The following is a 19,712-nucleotide window of genomic DNA, read 5'->3' as shown; positions in this document are numbered from 1 at the left end:
TCCGCCGTCCGTCAGGGCTGGATGGCGGGGGACCTTAGTTTCACCGACGTTGCAGGGACGTTGCATGTGGTAGGTCGTACTCCTCGGCGAGCTGGCGGGCCCGGGCGACGGCGAGTGGCCGGCGGGGTGCGCCCGGCGGCAACGCCCGCGCCAGGGCCTGCCAGGCGGTGAGGTCGTCGGCGCCGACGGGCGTCGCGGTCCAGGCCGCGAGGAGCGCCGGGTCCGCGGTGGCCAGCACGGCCGCGCGGAGTTGGCCGTCGACCAGCCGGCGCAGTCGCGCCACTCCCGGCGCGTCCGACCCGGGCAGCAGCGGCCCCGGGTACGCCTGGAGCGCCCCTGCCGGGTCGCCGCGTTCCAGCAGCTCACTGACGGTACGGAAGTCCGCGCGCACGGTCGGCCGCAGCCGGTACGGGCGGGAGTCGAGCAGCTCCTCGCCGAGCGCCCGGCGCAGCCGGGACAGTTCGGCGCGCAGGGTCACCGGATGCAGCCGCTCGTCGCCGTAGAGGTCCAGCCCGAGTTGCTCGCCGGTCCGCCCCTCGGGGTGGTCGATCAGGAGCACCAGCAGCTCGCTGTGCCGGCGGCCGAGCCGGATCCGTCGGCCGGCGATCCGCAGTTCCGCCTCGTCGCGGCCGAGCGCGGCGACGTGCAGCACGTCGGGCTCGGCAGGCACGGCACCGGCCAGGAACGCCTCGGCGGCCCGGGCGGTGGCCCGGACCAGGGCGAGGCTCTGCGGGTTGGCCAGGTGGTCGCCGCCGGTGATGTCGACGGCCCCGAGCAGCCGGCCGGTGCTCGGGTCGTGGATCGGGGCGGCGGCGCAGGTCCAGCGCTGCACCGGCCGGACGAAGTGCTCGGTGGCGAAGATCTGGACACTGTGGTCGACGGCGAGGGCGGTGCCGGGGGCGTTGGTGCCCGCGTGTGTCTCGTCCCAGCGGGCGCCGGGCACGAAGTTCATCCGCTCGGCGTGCCGGAGCACCCCGGGATGGCCCTCCACCCAGAGCAGCCGCCCGTACGCGTCGCAGACCGCCATCAGGTGCGCGCCGTCCAAGGCGATCCCGCCGAGCAGGTCGCGGAAGAGCGGCAGCACCCGGGCGAGGGGGTGCGCGGCCCGGTAGCTCTCCAGGGCGTCGTCGGTGAGGTCGACCGGGGCGGTGGCCTCGGGGTCGAGCAGCGCGGACCGCTCCCACGACCGCCGGACCACCTCGCGGACGCGGTCCGGCGCGGTACCGCCGGTGAGGAAAGCTTCGTGGGCGGCGCCGACCTGCGCGATCCGCTCCGCCGGATCGGCGCCGAATTCCAGGGCGAGCCACGGGTCAGCCATCGGCGACCTCCTCGCGCCCATGGTGACCCAGCTCACCCGGGATCGCCAAACGCCTCCTCATCTTGTCGTTGACAAGTTCCGATGACGGGCCGCAAACTTGACAACGACAAGATGAGGTCGGGGAGGTCGACATGGAACTGGCGATGGTCCGGAAGATGTGGCAGCTGATCGAGCCCGTGCACGCACTGGTCTACTACGCGCCCGAGCTGACCGAGGAGGCCGCCGCGCTCGGCCTGCCGACCGACGAGCGGTGGCCGGGCTACTTCGCCCTGCGGTCCGCCCCGCTCGGCGCTGCCGGCCTCGCGCTGGTCACCGCCACCTACTACAGCTTCAGCCCGCGGATGGTCGCCGAGTACGTGCCGGCCGTCTGGTCGACCGCCGAGCCGGCGAAAGTGCTCGACGCCCGACTGTCCGGCGTGGACCGCGTGCTGCGTGCCCTGCTCGGCGACCGGGTCGACTCGCCCGAGCTGGCCGAGGCCGCCGTGCTGGCCCGGCGCGCCGTGCAGGCCGCCGACCTGGCTGGCCGTCCGCTCGCCGCCGCCAACGCCGACCTCCCCTGGCCGGACGCGCCGCACCTCGCCCTCTGGCAGGCAGCCACGATCCTGCGCGAGCACCGCGGTGACGGGCACGTGGCGGCACTGCTGGCCGCCGGGCTCGACCCGACCGAGGCGCTGGTCTCCTTCGCCGCCGTCGGCGCCGCCCCGGTCGAGGTGTTCGCCAGCCGGCGCTGGACCCCGGAGGAGTGGGCTGCCGCCCGCGACCGGCTCGCCGCGCGCGGCCTGGTCGACGCCGACGGCGCCGCCACCGACGCCGGCCGGCGGCTCCGTGACGAGGTGGAGCGGCGTACGGACGAACTGGCCGCCGCGCCGTGGCGGGCGCTCGGCCCCGCGGTCGGCCGGTTCGCTCAGCTCGTCGCCCCGGTTACCCAGGCGGTGGTGGCCTCGGGGATGCTGCCGGCCCAGAGCACCCTGGGCATCCGGCGCGGCTGAGCGTCGACCCGGTCCGGGTGGATGCACGCTCACTACCCGGACCGGTCCGAGTGGTGGCACTGGTCCTACGGCGACCGGTACTGGGCGCAGCTGACCGGAACGCGACACACCAGCTACGGTCCGTTGTTACTTTCCGCCACGGCTGAACGCTGCGGCGCTCCCGTCCGTACCAGGCGGCGTGGCACCACACCGAGGACGGGAGAGAGCGTTGAAGATGCGGCGCAAGCATGTGCTGGCGGCGACCGTGGCGGTACTCGCGACGGCGGGAGTGGCAGCGGGGACCGGCTTCGGGTTCGCCGACACCGCACCGGCGCGCCAGTCGGTCTGTTCGGGCTCGGTGACCTTCTCGGCGGAGGCCGGGGCCCCGGCGGCGACCAGCAACCGGTTCCCGGTGGGCACCCGGTTGCGGGTGACCAACCTGGACAACGGAAAGGCGGCGACGGTGACGGTGACCGGCCCGTCCGGCAGTTGCGTGCTGCTCAACGCCGCCGCGATGGACCTGGTCCGGGAACCGGGCAAGAACGTGATCCGGCGCAACCTCGTCGAGCGGCTCGACGGCGCGGCCCGCCCGGGCGGCCCCCAGGCCGGCGGGGACGTCCGCCCGGGCAACGCCCAGCCCGGTGCGGGTGCGCCGGCCGGCGGGGTGGACGTGCCGGCCGGCGGCAGCGCCTGCTCCGGGGCGATCACCTTCTCCGCCGAGGGCGGCGCGCCGGCCGCCACCAGCGGGCGGTTCCCGGTCGGCACCCGGTTGCGGGTGACCAACCTCGACAACGGCAAGGCGGTGAGCGTGACGGTGACCGGCCCGTCGGGCAGTTGCGTGCTGCTCAACGCCGCCGCGATGGACCAGATCCGGGAGCCCGGCAAGAACCTGGTCCGCCGCAACCTGGTGGAGCTGCTCCGCTGACGTCGCCGGGTGGAACGCCATGGAGGTCTCCAGGGTCGGATGACCTCCATGGCGTACCGCGGGGGGTGCTCAGGCGATGCGGCGGATCCGGCGGACGGCGAGGTAGAGCAGGACGGCGGCGAGGGCGATGAAGATGCCGGTCTCGATGCCCTGGAACAGCCAGAACCGGTCGGCCGGCTGGTAGAGCTGCCAGTTGTAGGCGCCGGGCTGGATACCGAGTTCGGCCCCGCAGGCGCCGCCGCCCGGCCCCCGGGCGCCCGGCGGGCAGCCGATCTGGGTGTCGGGTGCCACCATTTTTCCGTCGGGGTTGCGGACGCCGCTGGAGAGGATCCAGTCGCCGCGGCTCAGCGACAACCTGCCGTCCCCCGCCACGGGGAACGTGAGGGTGCGGGCCGGCTGGTAGTGCGGCCTGACCAGGAGCTCCACGGCCGCCCGGACACCGACGAATCCGGCGAGGGTGACGGTCATGGCGGGCAGCATCCGCCGCCAGACGGTGCCGGCGAAGATGCCGAGCGCCACGGCGAAGAGGGTGTAGCCGATCGGGGCGACGCCCTGCAGGTCGAAGACGATGAAGCCGAGCCGGCCCTGGCGCGCGGTCTCGGTCAGCGGGTCGACCCACCACGACATGCCCAGCCCGTAGCAGATGGCGGCGACCGCCGCCACCGCGACCACCAGACCGAACTTCACCAGCGCCCAGTGCCGGCGGCCGACGCCCTGGGTCCAGGCGAACCGGTGCGTCCCCTGCTCCACCTCCCGGGCGATCAACGGGGCGCCCCAGAACAGGCCGACCAGCATCGGCAGGATCAGCAGCAGGACCGCCACCAGGTTCAGGCTGCCGTACCGGTTGGTGAACTGGTGGAACGCCCCCTCGCAGCGCTCCGCGGTCGCCGGGGCCACGTCGCTGCGGGCCAGCTCGCGGACGCAATCGGGCAGTCCGAGGTCGGCGAACGTGTGTCGCATCGACAGGCCGATCGGGATCATCAGCGCGGCCAGTGCCGCGAACCCGATGAGCGTGTACAGCAGTTGCTTGCGGTGTTGCCGCCAGGCCAGCCAGATCATGCGGGCACCTCCCATTCGTTGCGGCTGGCCGTGGTCTCGCCGTCGCCAAGGTAGGCCAGGATGACGTCCTCCAGGGTCACGTCGTGCACCGTCCACTCCGGGTCGACGACCCCGTCGACGCGGGCCAGCAGGGTGGATTGGCGGTCGGTCTGGCTGGCCCGGAGCACGGCCTGCACCCCGGTGATCGGCTCGCCGGCGTGCCGGGGGCCGACCAGCTGCCGGTGGGTGGCGACCAGGTCGTCGACGGCGCCTTCGAGCCGCACCCGGGAGGAGTGCAGGACCACCAGGTGGTCGCAGGTCCGTTCCAGGTCGGCCAGCAGGTGCGAGGAGAGCAGGACGGTCGTCCCGGACTCCGCGACGCTGCCCATCAACGACTGCAGGAACTCGCGGCGGGCCAGCGGGTCGAGGCTGGCGACCGGCTCGTCCAGCAGCAGCAACCGTGGCCGCTTGGCCAGGGCGAGGGCCAGCGCCACCTGGGCGCGCTGCCCGCCGGAGAGCTTGCCGACCGGCAGCTTCGGCGGGATGCCGAGCTGGGCGAGCCGCTCGCGGGCCAACGCGGCGTCCCAGCGCCGGTTCATCCGGCCGCCCAACTCGACCAGCTCGGCCGCGGTGAAGTCGCGGTAGAGCGGAGTGTCCTGGGCGACGAAGCCGATCTCGGGCAGCACCGCCGGGTTGTCGTACGGCGAGCGGCCGAAGATGCGCACCTCGCCTGCGTCCGGACGGAGCAGGCCGACGGCGAGGTGCAGCAGGGTGCTCTTGCCGGCGCCGTTGGGGCCGACGAGGCCGGCGATCCGCCCGACGGGCAGGCGCAGCGCGCAGTCCTGCAACGCCCAGCGTCGCCCGTACCGCTTGCCGAGCTGGTCGGCCTCGAGCGCGATCTCCATCGGGTGTCCTCTCATCGGGCTGCGGCGGGCCGCGCGCCGGCCGCGTCGGCGGCGAGCGTGGCCCGCAGGGTGGTGTCGACCAGGGCTTTGACGTCCTCGGGGGTGAGGTTGGCGGCCAGGGCGCGGCGCAGCCAGGCGACTAGCTCCGCGCGCAGCTCGGCCTGGTCGGCCAGCGGAGGGCTGCCGAGGGTACGGCGGACGAACGTGCCCACCCCGGGCCGTCCCTCCACCAGGCCCTCGATCTCCAGCTCGCGGTACGCCTTCAGCACCGTGTTCGGGTTGATCGCCAGCGACTGCGCCACGTCGCGGACCTTGGGCAACTGGTCGCCGGGCGCCAGCAGCCCCACCCGCAGCGCCTGTTTCACCTGCTGGATCAACTGCACGTAGGTGTTCACCTTGGACCGGGCGTCCAGTACGAACTCGATCACGCGGGAACTTCCCTCCTATTGTCCTACGACAGTAGGACTATAGGACAGAAGATGCCTCCATGGTGTCCCGTCGGCGATGGAATGTGTCGGAGGTGGGACGTAGCGTCCCGGGCGTGGGCATCCTGACTGAATACTTCGCGGCTATCCCCGAGCGGGCGCAGGCCGCCGTTCAGACCGGGCCGGGTGACGAGCTGGCCCCGCTGCGGTGCAAGAACGTCGAGCCGACCGTGTTGGGCGGGGCGCTGTGGGAGGCGGTCCGGCACGGCGGACCCGATGAGTCGGCCGGAGATCTCTCCGCCGACGCCGAGCGGGTCGACGGCAACGACGACGAGGGGCCGTTCCTGCTCCGGCTCGAGTCGGCCTTCGTGGCCGAGCTGGCCGTGCTGCCGGACGACCGCGTCGAGCCGGTCGCCGCCAGGTGGGCCACCGCCGAGGAGTGGGTGGGGGACATCGACCCGGAGATCCTCGCCGAGATCGTCGTCGAGCTGCGCCGCGTGGCTCGCCAAGCGCTGGCCGACGGCGTCGACGCGTACTGCTGGCTCTGCCTGTAGGCCGACGCGGGGTCGCGGTGGAGGTGGGACACCGCGGACGGCGCCTGGGGGGATCGACGCCCGCGGTGTCCCACGATCGGGGCTGACCGGTGGTCAGCCGAAGGCGGCCTCCAGGATGTCCAGGCCGCGGGCCAGCTCGTCGTCGGAGATGACGAGCGGGGGCAGGAAACGCAGCACGTTGCCGTACGTGCCGCAGGTGAGGGTGAGCAGGCCGGCGGCGTGGCAGGCCGCCGAGACCGCCGCCGTGGCGGCCGGATCCGGGGTCAGGGTGCCCGGGCGCACCATCTCCACGGCGAGCATCGCGCCTCGACCGCGGACCTCGGCGACGCGCGGGTCGCGGGCGGCGATCGCCCGCAGCCGGTCGCCCATCACCCGCCCGATCCGCCGGGCCGCGCCGGCCAGCTCCAGCTCGTGCATGGTCTCGATGGCCGCCAGGGCGGCCGCGCAGGCGATCGGGTTGCCGCCGTACGTGCCGCCGAGCCCGCCGACGTGCACCGCGTCCATCAGCTCCGCCCGGCCGGTCACCGCCGCGAGGGGCAGGCCGCCGGCGATGCCCTTGGCCAGGGTGATCAGATCCGGTTCGACGCCCTCGTGCTGGCAGGCGAACCAGTCGCCGGTGCGGCAGAACCCGGTCTGGATCTCGTCGGCGATGAAGACCACCCCGGTGGACGTCGCCCACTCGCGCAGCGCCGGCAGGAAGCCGTCCGCCGGTACGACGAAACCGCCCTCGCCCTGGATCGGCTCGATCAGCAGCGCGGCCACGTTCTCCGCGCCGACCTGCTTCTCCACCATCTCGATCGCCCGCGCCGCCGCGGTCGCGCCGTCCAGCCCGCCGTCGCGCAGCGGGTACGACATCGGTACCCGGTAGATCTCCCCGGCGAACGGCCCGAACCGGTGCTTGTACGGCATGTTCTTCGCGGTCAGCGCCATCGTCAGGTTGGTCCGGCCGTGGTACGCGTGGTCGAAGACCACCACCGCCGGCCGCCCGGTGGCGTGCCGGGCGATCTTCACGGCGTTCTCCACCGCCTCGGCGCCCGAGTTGAACAACGCCGAGCGCTTCTCGAAGCTCCCCGGCGTCAGCGCGTTCAGCTGCTCGCAGACCGCCACGTACGACTCGTACGGAGCGACCATGAAGCAGGTGTGGGTGAACCGTTCGACCTGCGCCCGCACCGCCTCCACCACCCGTGGGGCGGAGTTGCCGACGTTGGCGACCGCGATGCCGGCGGCGAAGTCGATCCACTCCCGCCCGTCAACGTCGGTGATCGTGCCCCCGCCCGCGCGGTCCACGTAGGAGGTGATCGTGCTGCCGACGCCCCGGGCGACCGCCGCCCCGCGCCGCTTGTGCAGTTCCTCGCTCGACGCCACGGCTCAGCCCTCGATGTTGTGCATGACGTGCTTGATCCGGGTGTAGTCCTCCAGGCTGTAGACCGAGAGGTCCTTGCCGTGCCCGGAGTGCTTGAAGCCGCCGTGCGGCATCTCGGAGATGAACGGGATGTGGGTGTTCACCCAGACGCAGCCGAAGTCGAGCCGGCGCGTCATCCGCATCGCCCGGCCGTGGTCCTTCGTCCAGACCGAGGCGGACAGGCCGTACTCCACGCCGTTGGCCCAGCGCACCGCCTCGTCCTCGTCGGAGAAGCGCTGCACGGTGATGACGGGCCCGAACACCTCGTCCTGGATGATCTCGTCGGCCTGCTGCACCCCGGAGACCACGGTCGGGGCGTAGAAGTAGCCGCGCTCGCCCACCTGCGAGCCGCCGGTCTCGACCTTCGCGTGGCCCGGCAGCCGGTCCAGGAAGCCCCGCACCCGGGCGAGCTGGTTGGCGTTGTTCAGCGGGCCGTAGAGCACGTCCTCGTCGTCCGGCGCACCGGTCTTCGTGTTCCGGGCCTGCTCGCTGAGGGCGGCGACGAAGTCGTCGTAGATGCCGGGGCCGGCGAGCACCCGGGTGGCGGCCGTGCAGTCCTGGCCGGCATTGAAGTAGCCGCCGACCGCGATCGCCTCGGCCGCCGCCGCCACGTCCGCGTCGTCGAAGAGCACCACCGGTGCCTTGCCGCCCAGCTCCAGGTGGGTCCGCTTGAGGTCCGGCGCGGCGGCGGCGGCGACCTCCATGCCCGCGCGGGTCGAGCCCGTGATCGACACCAGCTGCGGGGTCGGGTGGGAGACCAGGGCCCGACCGGTGTCCCGGTTGCCGCAGACCACGTTGAACACGCCCGGCGGGAAGAACTCGGACGCGATCTCGGCCAGCAGCAGCGTCGACACCGGGGTGGTGTCGGAGGGCTTCAGCACCACCGTGTTGCCGGCGGCCAGTGCCGGGGCGATCTTCCAGACCGCCATCATCAGCGGGTAGTTCCAGGGCGTCACCTGGGCGCAGACGCCGATCGGCTCGCGCCGCACGTACGAGGTGTGGCCAGCCATGTACTCGCCGGCCGAGCGGCCCTCGAGGAGACGCGCGGCGCCGGCGAAGAAGCGGAACTCGTCGACGGCCGGCGGCAGCTCCTCGTCGGCGGTGAGCTGGCGCGGCTTGCCGGTGTTGCGTACCTCGGCGTCGACCAGATCGGCCGCCCGGGCCTCCACCGCGTCGGCGAGCTTGAGCAGAGCCTTCTGCCGCTCGGCGGGGGTGGTGTCCCGCCAGGTCTCGAACGAGGCGGCGGCGGCCCTCATCGCCGCGTCCACGTCCGCCGCCCCGGAGACCGGCGCCTGGGCGAAGACCTCGCCGGTGCACGGGTCGATCAGGTCGGCGTAGCCGCCGTCCACGGGGTCGACGTACTCGCCGTTGACGAAGTTGCGCAGCTGCTGCTGATCGCTCATCAGAAGTCTCCGAAGGGTGGCCGGGGGGAAGGTCAGCGGAGGTTATCGCAATCTGACTGCCATCTTGGCTACTGAATTCGCGGCAGACAAGGGCTTGAGCAACTGTTTCCGCGCGAGCCTGGGTGGTCTAGGCTGCCGAAGCGTGGAGCCGAGAGCCTTCTATGTCGCCGGCCGCCCCGCCCACGGCGAGGGCGAGCTGATCGTCACCCACCCGTACAACGGCCAGACGGTCGGGCGTACCACCCTCGCCACGCCCGACCAGGTCGAAGCCGCCGTCGCGGCAGCCGCCGGGGTGGCCGCGGCGGCCGCGGCCCTGCCCGCGCACGTCCGCGCGGCCACCCTGGACCACGTCTCCCGCCGGCTCGCCGAACGGGCCGACGAAGTCGCGGCGCTGATCACCGCCGAGAACGGAAAGCCGGTCAAATGGGCGAAGGCCGAGGTGGGCCGGGCGGTCTCCACCTTCCGGTGGGCGGCCGAGGAGGCCCGACGCTTCTCCGGCGAGCTGCAACGCCTGGACACCGACCCGGCGGCCACCGGGCGGATCGCGCTGGTCCGGCGGGTGCCGCGCGGCCCCGTGCTGGGTATCGCGCCGTTCAACTTCCCGCTCAACCTGGTCGCGCACAAGGTCGCCCCGGCCATCGCCGTCGGCGCGCCCATCGTCGTCAAGCCGGCCCCGGCCACCCCACTGTCGGCGCTGCTGCTCGGCGAGATCCTCGCCGAGACCGAGCTGCCCGAGGGAATGTTCTCGGTGCTGCCGCTGCCCAACGAGCGGGCCGCCGAACTGGTCGCCGACCCCCGGCTGCCGGTGGTGTCGTTCACCGGCTCCGGGCCGGTCGGCGCGGCCATCCGCCGGGCTGCCCCCGAGAAGCACGTCACCCTGGAGCTGGGCGGCAACGCGGCTGCGGTGATCTGCGAGGACTGGTCGTCCGACGGGGACCTGACCTTCGCCGCGCACCGGATCGCCACCTTCGCCAACTACCAGGCCGGGCAGTCGTGCATCGCGGTCCAGCGGGTCTACGTGCACGAATGGCTCTACGACGGCTTCCTGCCCCGGCTCGTCACCGCGGTGGAGGAACTGCGGACCGGGGACCCCGCCTCGGAGCTGACCGACGTCGGGCCGCTGGTCTCCGAGGATGCGGCGCGGCGCGTCGAGGAGTGGGTCGACGAGGCGGTCGTCGCCGGGGCCACCATCGAGGTGGGCGGACGGCGGGACGGCGCCACCTACCCGCCGACCGTGCTCTCCGGAGTGCCGAAGGACGCCAAGGTCTGCGCGGAGGAGGTCTTCGGGCCGGTGCTGGTGGTCGCCCCGGTCGCCGACGATCGGGCCGCGTTCGCCGCCGTCAACGACTCCGCGTACGGCTTGCAGGCGGGAGTCTTCACGCACAGCCTGCAAACGGCCTTCCTCGCGTCCCGGACCTTGGAGGTCGGCGGGGTGATCGTGGGAGACGTGCCGTCGTTCCGGGCCGACCAGATGCCGTACGGCGGGATGAAGGGCTCCGGCGTCGGGCGGGAGGGGCTGCGCAGCGCGATGGAGGACTACACCGAGCCGCGCGTCATGGTGCTGACCGGGGTGGCGCTGTAGCCTCTCGCCGCGCCTGGCAGGCTGGGCCGATGGATCAGTCGGCGTGGAGCGAGGTGGCCGCGGCGGTGGCGGTCGCGCCGTACCCGGTCGAGGTGCTGCCGGCCGACCCGGCGCGCGCGTCCGGCTGCCTGGCCGCCCTGGAGATCACCACCCGGTCCTGGCTCGGCGCGGTGGTCGCCGGCACCGGGGGGCTGCTGGTCGATCACGGCTGGCTGCGGGTGCTCGGCAGCGGGCACGACGGCCTACCGGACGTCGCCACCGAGTCCGACCCGGCCGGCCTGGTCGTCATCGGCTACGACGTGATGGGCGGCCAGTTCGTCTGGGCCCACCACGAACCTGGGGCGCGGCCCACCGTGCACTACTTCGGGCCGGACGATCTGGACTGGCTCGACCTGGAACAGGGATACGCCGACTGGCTCTACGCCGTTCTCAGCGGTTCGCTGACCCGTTTTTACGAAAACCTGCGCTGGCCCGGCTGGGAGGCGGAGGTCGCCACCCTCGCGCTCGACCAGGGGTTCAGCGTGTTTCCGCCCCCGTTCACCAAGGAGGGCCAGGACCTCTCCGTGGTGTCCCGGAAGGCCGTGCCACTGGCCCAGGCGGTGTCGTTCTACCAGGACGCGGCGCGGCAGCTCGGCTCCTGACGGCGCTCACCAGGTGCCGTCGTCGCGTACCCGGGCGGGTGCCCGGCCGAGCAGGAGGGTGGTCAGGGCGGCATCGACGTCCGCACCCAGGAACCACTCGCCGGCCTGGTCCAGCGCGAAGATTCGCCCGTGCTCGTCGACCGCGATGATGCTGTCACCGCGTTCGGTCCCGAGTGGAAACAGCCGTACGCCGAGGACCGCCCCGAAGTCGGCGAGCGTGTCGGCGCTGTGGGCCAGGTCCCAGGGGCGGATATCTACGCGGGAAATCCACACCTGCTCCCCCGGGCCCTGCCGACGGCTCTCGAATCCGGGGAACGCGGTGAGCGTGGGCATGACGGCGGGAAAGACTGCGTGAGCGCTTCGTCGTCCGCTGACCGTGGTCACGTCCCGGACGGCTGCTTCGGCCAACACTTCGTCCCCGAAGTGCGGGCGCCAGCCGGCCTCCACCAATGCATTGGTGACTGCGGTTGGAAACCGCCCGGGCTCAGGGTCGACCTGGGGCTGCGGCCGCCACTCTTGTGCGTAGGCCAGATCAGCCCACGGAAGTGCCTGGAACTGCACCAGGAAGGCGATACATGAGTCGCAAGGAACCTTCGCTCGTCCCCCGGCGGGGTCGCCCGATTCCCGGATGCGGAAGAACTCCAGTCGACTCCTGCCGAGGAGCATCCTCGCCTGGTCGATGGTCATCGGGGGGAGACCGCCGGCCGCGCGGCGATGGTCGTGTTCGTGCAGCACGTCGGAGACGACCACCATCTCGGCGTGCCGCTCGCCGCCCCGGACCAGATGACCAGCGGGCAGCTCGTCGAGATAGGCCCGGACCAGCGGGTGGTGGTGGAGCTCGACGTCGCCCTTCGCGCCGAGGGCCACGTGGACGTGGCCGTCGAGTGTGAGATGCGCCGCAGCGCCCGGGGTGGGGAGCCGGGTCAGGTCGCGAAGCAACTGGGCCGCCGGATCGACCGTGCGGGGCGCATGCGGCGCGGGCGGTCGGCGCTGACGGAACAACTGCGCCACCGCGGGAAAGGGCAGGCGCGGCCAGGTCGAGACCTCGCCGGTCTCCTTGTCGACGACGGTGGTGGGCAGCTCGCCGGGCAGGGCGCGGGCGTCGCGGGAGACGTGCGAGGTGATCAGGTAGCCGAGGTCGAACTCCTCGACCACCGGGGTGCACGGGAATCCCAGCCGCTCGGAGTCCCGCCGGGCCCAGACGGCGGCGAGTTGTTCGGCCTGCTGTCGCTCGATCACAGCCCGAAACTACCGGACCCCACGGATTCCATGGCGCCCGGTATGGTCTCCCCTACCGAGGGTGACGGAGAGGGGTGGCGGTGGCGGAGAGCGCGGACCGGGACGCCAATCGCGCGCTGCGTGCGCGGTTCGACGAGGTGTACGGCCAGTACCAGCGACTTCGGTCCGGACTGGACGAACTTCAGGTGAAGCTCGCGGAGCTGCGGGTCACCGAGCGCTCCGACGACGGCCAGGTGACCGCGGTCGTCGGGGCCCGAGGCGAGCTGATCAGCGTGGACCTCGATCCCTCCGTCTTCCACGACCGGAATGCCCGGGCACTGAGTCGGAAGATCACCACCACGGTGCTGCGGGCGTCCGCCGCCGCGGTCGACGCAACCCGGGAGCTGGTCGCCGGATACCTGCCGCCCGGCTCGCCGTCGGTGGAGTTCCTGCGCACCAACGACTTCGGTGCACTGCTCGGCCGCGCGGACGCCGTCCTGTCCCGTGGAGAGTGACGGCGGTGGCCGAAGGGCAGATCTGGCTGGACCCTGACCGGGCCAGCCGGGGCGGTGCCGACCTGGCCATGGCGGGGGAGGCGATCAGCGCGGCCCGGAGCGAGGTCGGCGGTGAGGTCGCGCAGGCGAGCGCCCGACGGCCGTGGGGCCGCGACGAAATCGGCGCCGCGTTCGAGAAGCAGTACCGCGGCTTCGAGGAGACGCTGCTGCGGGCCTGGGAGAACCTGGGCCGCTCCATCCACGGGCTGGGCGCCGACGTGGTCCGGTCCGTGGTGGCCACCATCGAGACCGACGAGAGCAACGCCCGCCAGCTCGGCGAGATCCCGCACCAGCACCATTCCCCGCCCCGGCACTGGCGCTGACCTCCGGAGGATCCGCGCGTGAGCATGCTGCCCAGCCCGATCCCGCATCCGCTCGACTACTGCCCCTGGGACGTTCCCGGTTGGATCTACGAGGCCATGGACTGGGTCGTCGGGGTGGAGTGGCCCGAGGGAAACGAACGCGCCGTCTGGGACCTCGCCGACCAGTGGTACGGCGTCGCCGACATCCTCACCGTGCCTCGGGACGACACGACGGCCGCCGCGGGCGAGGTCCGCAGCGGGTATGGCGGCGTCGGCCTGGTGGCCGAGGTCTTCGACATCGCCTGGCGCAAGGTCGCGGAGGGCGAGGACGCTCCGCTGCACGCCGTGCTCGCGATCACCGGCGAGCTCGGCAAGGTGGTCGAGTCCTGCGGCTGCGACATCGAGGGCGCCAAGCTGGAGGCCTGGATCGAGCTGGGCATCCTGGTCGTCGAGCTGCTCTCGTTGGCGGTGGCGACCGTGCTCACCCTCGGTGCCGCCTCGCCGGCCGCCGGCGCGGCCGTCACCGCCAGCCGGATGGTCGTGCAGCAGATCTTCAAGCGCCTCGTCGCGCAGCTGGCCCGCAAGGCGATCAAGGAGGGCCTCAAGGAGGCCGGCGAACGGGCCGCGAAGGAGGTCGTCAAGAGCGGCGCGCGCGGACTCGCCCGAAGGGCCGCCATCGGCGCTCTCGTCGAAGCCGGGCAGGAGGCCGGTACCAGCCTCGCGACCCAGGCGTACCAGAACTCCACCGGTCGCCGCGATGGCCTGGACCTGACCGAAGTCGGCGGGTCGGGGCTCGGTGGCATGGCCGGCGGCGCGGTGGCGCCGCTCGCCGGTCTGGGGCGGCACGCGCACGGGCCCGTCACGCAGATCGGGGAGCGCTTCGGGCGGGAGATGGCCGGCGAAACCCTCGCCGAGGGGGCCGCCGGGCTGGCTGTTGGGCAGAGGCTGTCCCTCGAGGACCTGGCCCGGGCAGCGGTCTCCGGGGCCAGCGGCTCGGCCACCGGGCAGGCCGACGCCGCGATGCACTACCGGCTCGACGGGAAGCTGGCCGGCCTCGCCTCGCCGCCGGTGGATCTGTCTCTTCCCTCACCTGCCGATGCGATTGACACGGCAGGCCTCATCCCGAGCCAGCGGACGCCCGAGACGGTTGGGCCGGTGGTCGGGGATGCCCTTCCGCGCTCCGCCGCACCGCCGGACGCTGCCGTCGTCCACCCCATTGCCGCAGGCCCGTACGACGCCGCCGCTACCTCGCTGTCTCTGGACCACCTCTCGTCGCCTGTCCAGCCGGATCGATCGGCGGTCGACGCCAGCCGGTTGCCCGCCCATCCCGTGGCAGACCTTGACGCTGATCGGTCCCACGCCGAGGCGGCGTTCCGCCCCACGCTCTCCTCGGTGACCGTGGAGTCACCCGTCGCGGGCACGCCTCCGGTCACCGTCGACCCCAAACCCGGCCTGGTTCACACCGCCCCGACGGCGGATCTCGCCGCGCCCAGCCAGCCGGCTCCGGTTCATGCGAGCGCGACTCCGGCGGTAGTGAGCGGCTCGGCGCCCGTCACGCAGCCGAACAGCCCGTCACCGGTCTCCGCCGACCGCCCCTCGATCTCGAAGTCCGGACCGCTCACCGCTCCACTGCCGCAACACCACGTGCGATTCGCGACCGAACCGGTGCCCCCGCCGTCGGCCCCCGGCCCGGACGACCGACCGACGCCGAACCCACGCTTCCCGTTGCTGGAGTCGCTGGCCCCGGCACCGCGTCCCGCCCACGACCCGTCTCCGCCCCTTCCGGGTCCCGTCGACCCGCTGCCACCTCGCCGATCCGCGCCACAGGAACTGACGGCTCGACACGCGGCCGAACAGGATGCCCTCGACCGGCGTCGCTACCAGGAGTACCTGGAGTCGCAGCGGGAGTGGTACGAGGAAAACCGGCGTCAGCAAGAGGCGGAATGGCTTCGAGTCAGAGCTGACCGCTTCAGCCGCTCGGCGGTCAAATACCGCGAGCAGGCATGGCAACTGCGTCGAAACGGCCAAGAGCTGCTCGCGCTGCAGTGGCAAACGGCGGCTCACGGGGCGAGCAGCGAAAGCTACGAGCTGCGCGAGAGGGCTCAGCAGGTTCTTGCCGGATCCCTCGTCCCGGCCGAAGTGACGGTTGAGGACAATGCGGACTTTTGTCGGATCAACGACGATGTCGCCGACCTGGCGCGCGGCGCCGTGGAGACGTCCGATCACTCGGCCCTGACCGGTGACGGCCACCCACCGCCCATCGACCGATCCCGTCGCTACGGCGTACGAGGTGGCCTCCGCCCGCCGCTCGCGCTGCACCAGACCGACCTGGAACGGCAGATGCCGCGGAACCCGGACGGCAGTGTGCTGCGTACCGCCGATCCCCGCCACGGCGACTGGTTCCGGCTGGCGAACGACGGCGGTCCGCTGGCGGATGTCACCCGGAGCATCAACTGTCTCGACTGCACCCTGTCGCTGTACGAGACCTGGGTACACGGCCGGCCCCGGGTCTCCGCGCCGCGTACCTTCGACGGCTATCTGGTCGGGGACGTCCGCCAGCCGGTCGGCGGCGAGGACAGCGGGCCCGAGCGGGTCGAGGAGATCACCGGAGGCCGGTTCCAGGATCTGTGCCCGGGCCCCGAGCCGACGACCGACCTCCAGGCACGGCAGCGGGTCGAGCAGGGTTACCGCGACCTGCACCGGCAACTGCGTGCAGGTGGGCACGGCAGCTACGCCTTCCTCATCACCAGCTGGGAAGGCGGCGGGTCGCACGCCTGGGTGGCGCTGAACCAGAACGGGACGGTGCTCTACCTCGACCCGCAGCGCGGGCTCGTCCTGGATCACCCGCTCTACGGGCACAGTGGGGTGTCGAGCAGGGTGAACGTCGTCGGGATCGACGCGCTGGTGCTCGGCCCGGACGGCCGACCTATGCCGGTGGACGGCCGGCCGCCGGGCATCTACAACGTGCTTCCTGAGCTGCCCGAGCGACCCGAACCGCGCCGGCCGCCGGCCCCGTACGACGGCGACGAGCCCGCCCCGGATTTCAACCAGGTCTACCTGCTCGGCGAGGACACGACGCTCCACCGGCCCGTCGATCCGCCGGCCCCCGGTAGCGCGCCGGACCTCGATCCCGACAGCGCCATCCGGACGGCGCGCCTCGACGCTCACGCTGAGCGGATAGCCGCCGGCATCTTCGTCAAGGACGCGGTCCGGGCCAGTGGAAACCTCGATGAGATCTTCGTCGCCGGACTAACTCCGGTAGAGCTGGCGCAGCACCTCGACCCGCCCGCGTTGCGGCGGATGGTGCCCGGGTTGGACCAGGCAGCGGCCGGCGACGTGGCGCGACTGCTCGGTGACCCGCGGGTCCAGCAGATGCTCGACCAGACTTGGGAGGCATCGCCTCGCCGGCAGCCGCTGCTGGCCGAGACGTTGGTTCACCAGCTCACCCAGCGTCCGGAGCTGGTCAGGATGATCCTCGCGACCCCTGAGCTGGCGAACTCACTGACCGCGAGGCCGTTGACGCTGCATCATCTGGCCACTCACCAGAAGGCGATCGACGTTCTCGGCGAGGTGCTGGACGACATCGCTGAGCGAGGCGCTGCTGCGGTCGCGGCAGCGCCGACGCCTCCCGTCCTGCCCACACCGCTCACAGCTGAGCAAGTGGTAGTGAGCTCAGGTTTCAACAACGACCGTTCTCGGGCGCTCCAACCCGGCTTCGAGAAGCGGCGCCAGAGAGACGTGGCGTACCAGCGCCAGTACCTCGACGAGCTGTACGAGGCGGCAGCCGTCTCGCAGATCGAGGTCGACGAGCTGGGGCGCAGGTTAGCCGAGGCATCGCGGGGCGCGGAGTACCGCCCACGGCCAGCGCCCAAGGACAGGAAGCGGGCCGAGGACAAGGTGGCCAAGTACGGTGGGAACGCTTCTCGCCTTCTGGATCTGGCAGCCGGGCGGGTCTCCTACCAGCGGCTCAATGACCTTTATGCGAGCTTGGCGGTGCTGCAAGATGATTCGCGAGTCAGGATCGTCCAGTTCGAGGACCGGTTTCTCACTCCTCAGAAAAGCGGCTACCGGGACCTGCAGATGATCCTGCGAACATCATCAGGGCACATCGCTGAATTCCGGTTGGAACTCATCGCTCTTGATGAGGTTGCGGAGTGGGAGCACTCCCTGTTCGAGGTGAAGCGCGACCTGGAGGCGGTTGCCACGGAGCAGGGTCGTAGCGTGTCGGAGACGGAGTCGGCAATCCGCAAGGGCATCATCCAGCGCCAGCGCGAGTACTTTTGGGCCGCCCTCCAATCGACGCTGGACGGAGGACGGGAGTGACGGACGACGTGCAGGACTCGGAACTGTTCGGGTACTTCGACTATTACGAGACGCCGGTGAAGCTTGTGCCGACGCCAGAAGGCGGCCTCGCTGCGTGGCGGCTCGACCGAGAGACCGGTGGTTGGCAGCCAGCCAATGACCTCGTGGACGAGATTCTCTTCGCCATGGGCGGCGATATCTTTGTGCGCTCGCCGGAGAGGTTCGTCCAGCGGACCGAAGAAGAGCGGGGACGCTACGTCAAGGGTGAGGGTCCGATCTTCGCTCTCTACGAGACGGTCAGGGCGATCGAGGATGCTGCTATTGCCGAACAGCGTCCCTACACGGTCGAAGAGGTGGCGCTGATCACGGGGATCCGACGGCGGACGTTCGTGATGTTCGAGGAGCAGTTGCGGCAGGCCGGTGACCCGGGCGCCGACCCCACCATCGCCGCCTCCTGACGGCGCCAGCAAGAAAAGCGTTGCGGAGGGCGGGGCGGCCGACGAGGGTCCGGGCATGGCTGACGCGCATACCAGCACCGAGAAGGACCAGCGCCAGTTCGGCTGGTCGGACATGTTCGTCCATCCCGACAACGACCCGCGTTCCAACGGCGGATTCGACGACGAGTCGAGCATCCTGGTCAACTACCTGCGGGACCAGCGCCTCACGCTGGAACTCAAGTGCGCGGACGTCGACGCCGAGCAACTGGCCCGTCGGTCCGTACCTCCGTCGACGATGTCCCTGCTGGGGCTGGTACGCCACCTCGCCGAGGTGGAGCGGGGGTGGTTCCGCCGCACCATGGCCGGCGAGGACGTCCGACGGATCTGGCGCACCGAGGCGGACCCGGACGGGGACTTCGACGGTGCGGTCGCGGACCCGGCGGTGGTCGAGGAGGCGTGGGCGACCTGGCGGGAGGAGGTCGCGTACGCCGACCGGTTCGTCGCCGAGGCTGCCGACCTGGGTGTCAAGGGCCACCGCGGCGACCTGACGATCTCCCTGCGCGAGCTGCTCGTTCACATGATCGAGGAGTACGCCCGGCACAACGGCCACGCCGACCTGCTCCGCGAGCGGATCGACGGCCGGATCGGGCAGTGACCGGTGACCTGGGTCGCGGGGACTCGCGCCGCCGTCGCGGCGGGTTCGTGAGAGCCGACCTGAGGCGGCCGTGGGTGGCTACGGTGAGGTGATGACGAAGTCGCCGATGCGGCAGCGGGCCCCCGTCTGGGTGGCGGGGATCCTGCTCGGGCTGGTGGTCGGCTGGCTCACCATCGGCGGGGCCGCCGGGGTGGCGATGGGGGTCGGCCTCGGGCTGGCCCTCGGGGTCGCCTTCAGTCGGGTCGGCCGCGGGTCCGACCGGTCGTGACGGCCGGGGGAGTCCGGTACGTGCCGCCGGCCGACGTGGCGGAGGCGCTGCGCGTACAGGACGAGTTGCGGTCGCGGGTGGACCCGGTCGGGCCAGGTCCCACCGCGCCGGCGACGGTGGCCGGCCTCGACGTCGCGTACGCGGAGAGCGGCGACCGGCTCGCGGCGGCCGTCACGGTGCTCGACGCCGCCACCCTGGCCGTGGTCGACAAGGCGGTGAGCGTGGGCCGCCCGGCCTTCGGGTACGTGCCGGGGCTGTTCGCGTTCCGTGAGTTGCCGGCGTTGCTGGAGGCCCTGGACCGGGTGACCGTCCGGCCGGATCTGCTGGTCTGCGACGGGCACGGGTTGGCGCATCCGCGCCGGTTCGGGCTGGCCTGCCACCTCGGAGTGGTCACCGGCCTGCCCACGATCGGGGTGGGGAAGACGCCGCTGGTCGGCGAGTGGGCGGAGCCCGATCCGGAGCGGGGCGCCTGGAGCCCGTTGCGGGACGGTGGTGCGGAGGTCGGTCGGGTGCTACGTACCCGGGACGGGGTGAGGCCGGTGTTCGTCAGCGTCGGCCACGGGATGAGCCTGGACAACGCCGTGGACCGGGTGCTGGCATTGTGCCCGCGCTACCGGCTGCCCGAGACCACCCGCACGGCCGACCGGCTGTGCCGGCGGGCGCTGGCGGCCGCGCCCGCCAGGCCGGACGTCGGGTAGCGCCGGCCGCGGCTGCGGGGCCCGGAGTTGATCGTGCAGGCACTCCGACCTGCGTCGACGATGGACGGGGTGGCCCGGGGTGTCGCGGCACACATGCGGTGCGCTCAATGCACGGGT

At 72.2% G+C, this 19,712-nt stretch carries 19 protein-coding genes; 12 read left to right on the top strand and 7 right to left on the bottom strand.

Annotated features, from left to right (window positions below; all coding sequences use genetic code 11):
- Window positions 1-40: 40 nt before the first annotated feature.
- Window positions 41-1,318 (bottom strand): GAF domain-containing protein, encoded by a 1,278-nt coding sequence (locus ACFYOS_RS02860; RefSeq protein ID WP_387135396.1) that lies wholly within the window; start codon window positions 1,316-1,318, stop codon window positions 41-43.
- Between the two features lie 131 nt (window positions 1,319-1,449).
- Between ACFYOS_RS02860 and ACFYOS_RS02855 the strand changes: the two genes are divergently transcribed.
- Both ACFYOS_RS02855 and ACFYOS_RS02850 read left to right on the top strand, forming a co-directional pair.
- Window positions 1,450-2,307 (top strand): hypothetical protein, encoded by an 858-nt coding sequence (locus tag ACFYOS_RS02855; RefSeq protein ID WP_387135394.1) that lies wholly within the window; start codon window positions 1,450-1,452, stop codon window positions 2,305-2,307.
- Between the two features lie 214 nt (window positions 2,308-2,521).
- Window positions 2,522-3,211 carry a hypothetical protein gene (locus tag ACFYOS_RS02850; RefSeq protein WP_387135392.1) on the top strand — a complete coding sequence of 230 codons (690 nt, stop codon included), beginning with the start codon at window positions 2,522-2,524 and terminating at the stop codon, window positions 3,209-3,211.
- A gap of 69 nt (window positions 3,212-3,280) precedes the next feature.
- Here the strand turns inward: ACFYOS_RS02850 and ACFYOS_RS02845 are convergent, their stop codons facing one another.
- Genes ACFYOS_RS02845 through ACFYOS_RS02835 form a run of 3 tightly spaced genes read right to left on the bottom strand, consistent with a single transcriptional unit; the run spans window position 3,281 to window position 5,582 of the window.
- Window positions 3,281-4,270: a transporter gene (locus ACFYOS_RS02845; protein WP_387135390.1), complete on the bottom strand. Its 990-nt coding sequence runs from the start codon at window positions 4,268-4,270 to the stop codon at window positions 3,281-3,283.
- On the bottom strand, window positions 4,267-5,154 hold the full coding sequence (locus tag ACFYOS_RS02840; RefSeq protein WP_387135387.1) for an ABC transporter ATP-binding protein: 888 nt from the start codon (window positions 5,152-5,154) through the stop codon (window positions 4,267-4,269). The genes ACFYOS_RS02845 and ACFYOS_RS02840 overlap by 4 nt, the downstream gene beginning before the upstream one ends.
- Window positions 5,155-5,165: 11 nt before the next feature.
- Window positions 5,166-5,582, bottom strand: coding sequence for a GntR family transcriptional regulator (locus ACFYOS_RS02835; protein WP_387135384.1), 417 nt, complete (start codon window positions 5,580-5,582; stop codon window positions 5,166-5,168).
- A gap of 113 nt (window positions 5,583-5,695) precedes the next feature.
- Between ACFYOS_RS02835 and ACFYOS_RS02830 the strand changes: the two genes are divergently transcribed.
- Complete coding sequence (locus ACFYOS_RS02830; RefSeq protein ID WP_387135381.1) at window positions 5,696-6,133, top strand: hypothetical protein; 438 nt, start codon at window positions 5,696-5,698, stop codon at window positions 6,131-6,133.
- Between the two features lie 93 nt (window positions 6,134-6,226).
- Here ACFYOS_RS02830 and gabT read toward each other — a convergent pair whose 3' ends face one another.
- Complete coding sequence (gene gabT, locus ACFYOS_RS02825; protein ID WP_387135379.1) at window positions 6,227-7,498, bottom strand: 4-aminobutyrate--2-oxoglutarate transaminase; 1,272 nt, start codon at window positions 7,496-7,498, stop codon at window positions 6,227-6,229.
- 3 nt (window positions 7,499-7,501) lie between these two features.
- Window positions 7,502-8,938 (bottom strand): gamma-aminobutyraldehyde dehydrogenase, encoded by a 1,437-nt coding sequence (locus tag ACFYOS_RS02820; RefSeq protein WP_387135376.1) that lies wholly within the window; start codon window positions 8,936-8,938, stop codon window positions 7,502-7,504.
- A gap of 142 nt (window positions 8,939-9,080) precedes the next feature.
- On the opposite strand from ACFYOS_RS02820, the gene ACFYOS_RS02815 reads away from it, so the two are divergent.
- Window positions 9,081-10,520, top strand: a complete 1,440-nt coding sequence (locus ACFYOS_RS02815) for an aldehyde dehydrogenase family protein (RefSeq protein WP_387135374.1) — start codon at window positions 9,081-9,083, stop codon at window positions 10,518-10,520.
- A gap of 29 nt (window positions 10,521-10,549) precedes the next feature.
- Entirely contained in the window at window positions 10,550-11,161 is a 612-nt protein-coding gene (locus ACFYOS_RS02810) for a DUF2625 family protein (RefSeq protein WP_387135371.1), read from the top strand.
- Window positions 11,162-11,167: 6 nt separating this feature from the next.
- On the opposite strand, the gene ACFYOS_RS02805 is transcribed toward ACFYOS_RS02810, so the two are convergent.
- Window positions 11,168-12,400, bottom strand: a complete 1,233-nt coding sequence (locus ACFYOS_RS02805; protein ID WP_387135368.1) for an SUKH-3 domain-containing protein — start codon at window positions 12,398-12,400, stop codon at window positions 11,168-11,170.
- An 80-nt stretch (window positions 12,401-12,480) separates the two neighbouring features.
- Here ACFYOS_RS02805 and ACFYOS_RS02800 point away from each other — a divergent pair, with 80 nt between their 5' ends.
- The 7 genes from ACFYOS_RS02800 (at window position 12,481) to nfi (ending at window position 19,595) form a co-directional block, all read left to right on the top strand.
- Window positions 12,481-12,894 carry a YbaB/EbfC family nucleoid-associated protein gene (locus tag ACFYOS_RS02800; protein WP_387135366.1) on the top strand — a complete coding sequence of 138 codons (414 nt, stop codon included), beginning with the start codon at window positions 12,481-12,483 and terminating at the stop codon, window positions 12,892-12,894.
- Between the two features lie 5 nt (window positions 12,895-12,899).
- Entirely contained in the window at window positions 12,900-13,256 is a 357-nt protein-coding gene (locus ACFYOS_RS02795; protein ID WP_387135363.1) for a hypothetical protein, read from the top strand.
- 324 nt (window positions 13,257-13,580) lie between these two features.
- Window positions 13,581-17,558: a toxin glutamine deamidase domain-containing protein gene (locus ACFYOS_RS02790; RefSeq protein WP_387135360.1), complete on the top strand. Its 3,978-nt coding sequence runs from the start codon at window positions 13,581-13,583 to the stop codon at window positions 17,556-17,558.
- Window positions 17,555-17,995 carry a hypothetical protein gene (locus ACFYOS_RS02785; RefSeq protein WP_387135358.1) on the top strand — a complete coding sequence of 147 codons (441 nt, stop codon included), beginning with the start codon at window positions 17,555-17,557 and terminating at the stop codon, window positions 17,993-17,995. The genes ACFYOS_RS02790 and ACFYOS_RS02785 overlap by 4 nt, the downstream gene beginning before the upstream one ends.
- A 55-nt stretch (window positions 17,996-18,050) precedes the next feature.
- Window positions 18,051-18,629, top strand: coding sequence for a DinB family protein (locus ACFYOS_RS02780; RefSeq protein WP_387135356.1), 579 nt, complete (start codon window positions 18,051-18,053; stop codon window positions 18,627-18,629).
- A gap of 91 nt (window positions 18,630-18,720) precedes the next feature.
- Window positions 18,721-18,897 carry a hypothetical protein gene (locus ACFYOS_RS02775; RefSeq protein ID WP_387135354.1) on the top strand — a complete coding sequence of 59 codons (177 nt, stop codon included), beginning with the start codon at window positions 18,721-18,723 and terminating at the stop codon, window positions 18,895-18,897.
- Window positions 18,894-19,595 (top strand): deoxyribonuclease V, encoded by a 702-nt coding sequence (nfi, locus tag ACFYOS_RS02770; protein WP_387135352.1) that lies wholly within the window; start codon window positions 18,894-18,896, stop codon window positions 19,593-19,595. The genes ACFYOS_RS02775 and nfi overlap by 4 nt, the downstream gene beginning before the upstream one ends.
- Window positions 19,596-19,712: the final 117 nt, after the last annotated feature.

The organism is Micromonospora sp. NPDC005806, assembly GCF_042871425.1.
In the GTDB taxonomy this organism is placed as follows: Bacteria; Actinomycetota; Actinomycetes; order Mycobacteriales; family Micromonosporaceae; genus Micromonospora.
Note: the sequence above shows the minus strand (reverse complement) of the source record. Positions and strands in the feature narration are given on the sequence as shown.

Bases quoted from the DNA above. Each gene is read 5' to 3' on its own strand.
- ACFYOS_RS02780 (WP_387135356.1), top strand. From the start codon at position 18,051: ATGGCTGACGCGCATACCAGCACCGAGAAGGACCAGCGCCAGTTCGGC.
- ACFYOS_RS02820 (WP_387135376.1), bottom strand. From the start codon at position 8,938: ATGAGCGATCAGCAGCAGCTGCGCAACTTCGTCAACGGCGAGTACGTC.
- ACFYOS_RS02840 (WP_387135387.1), bottom strand. From the start codon at position 5,154: ATGGAGATCGCGCTCGAGGCCGACCAGCTCGGCAAGCGGTACGGGCGA.
- ACFYOS_RS02775 (WP_387135354.1), top strand. From the start codon at position 18,721: ATGACGAAGTCGCCGATGCGGCAGCGGGCCCCCGTCTGGGTGGCGGGG.
- ACFYOS_RS02855 (WP_387135394.1), top strand. From the start codon at position 1,450: ATGGAACTGGCGATGGTCCGGAAGATGTGGCAGCTGATCGAGCCCGTG.
- ACFYOS_RS02850 (WP_387135392.1), top strand. From the start codon at position 2,522: ATGCGGCGCAAGCATGTGCTGGCGGCGACCGTGGCGGTACTCGCGACG.
- ACFYOS_RS02860 (WP_387135396.1), bottom strand. From the start codon at position 1,318: ATGGCTGACCCGTGGCTCGCCCTGGAATTCGGCGCCGATCCGGCGGAG.
- ACFYOS_RS02810 (WP_387135371.1), top strand. From the start codon at position 10,550: ATGGATCAGTCGGCGTGGAGCGAGGTGGCCGCGGCGGTGGCGGTCGCG.
- ACFYOS_RS02845 (WP_387135390.1), bottom strand. From the start codon at position 4,270: ATGATCTGGCTGGCCTGGCGGCAACACCGCAAGCAACTGCTGTACACG.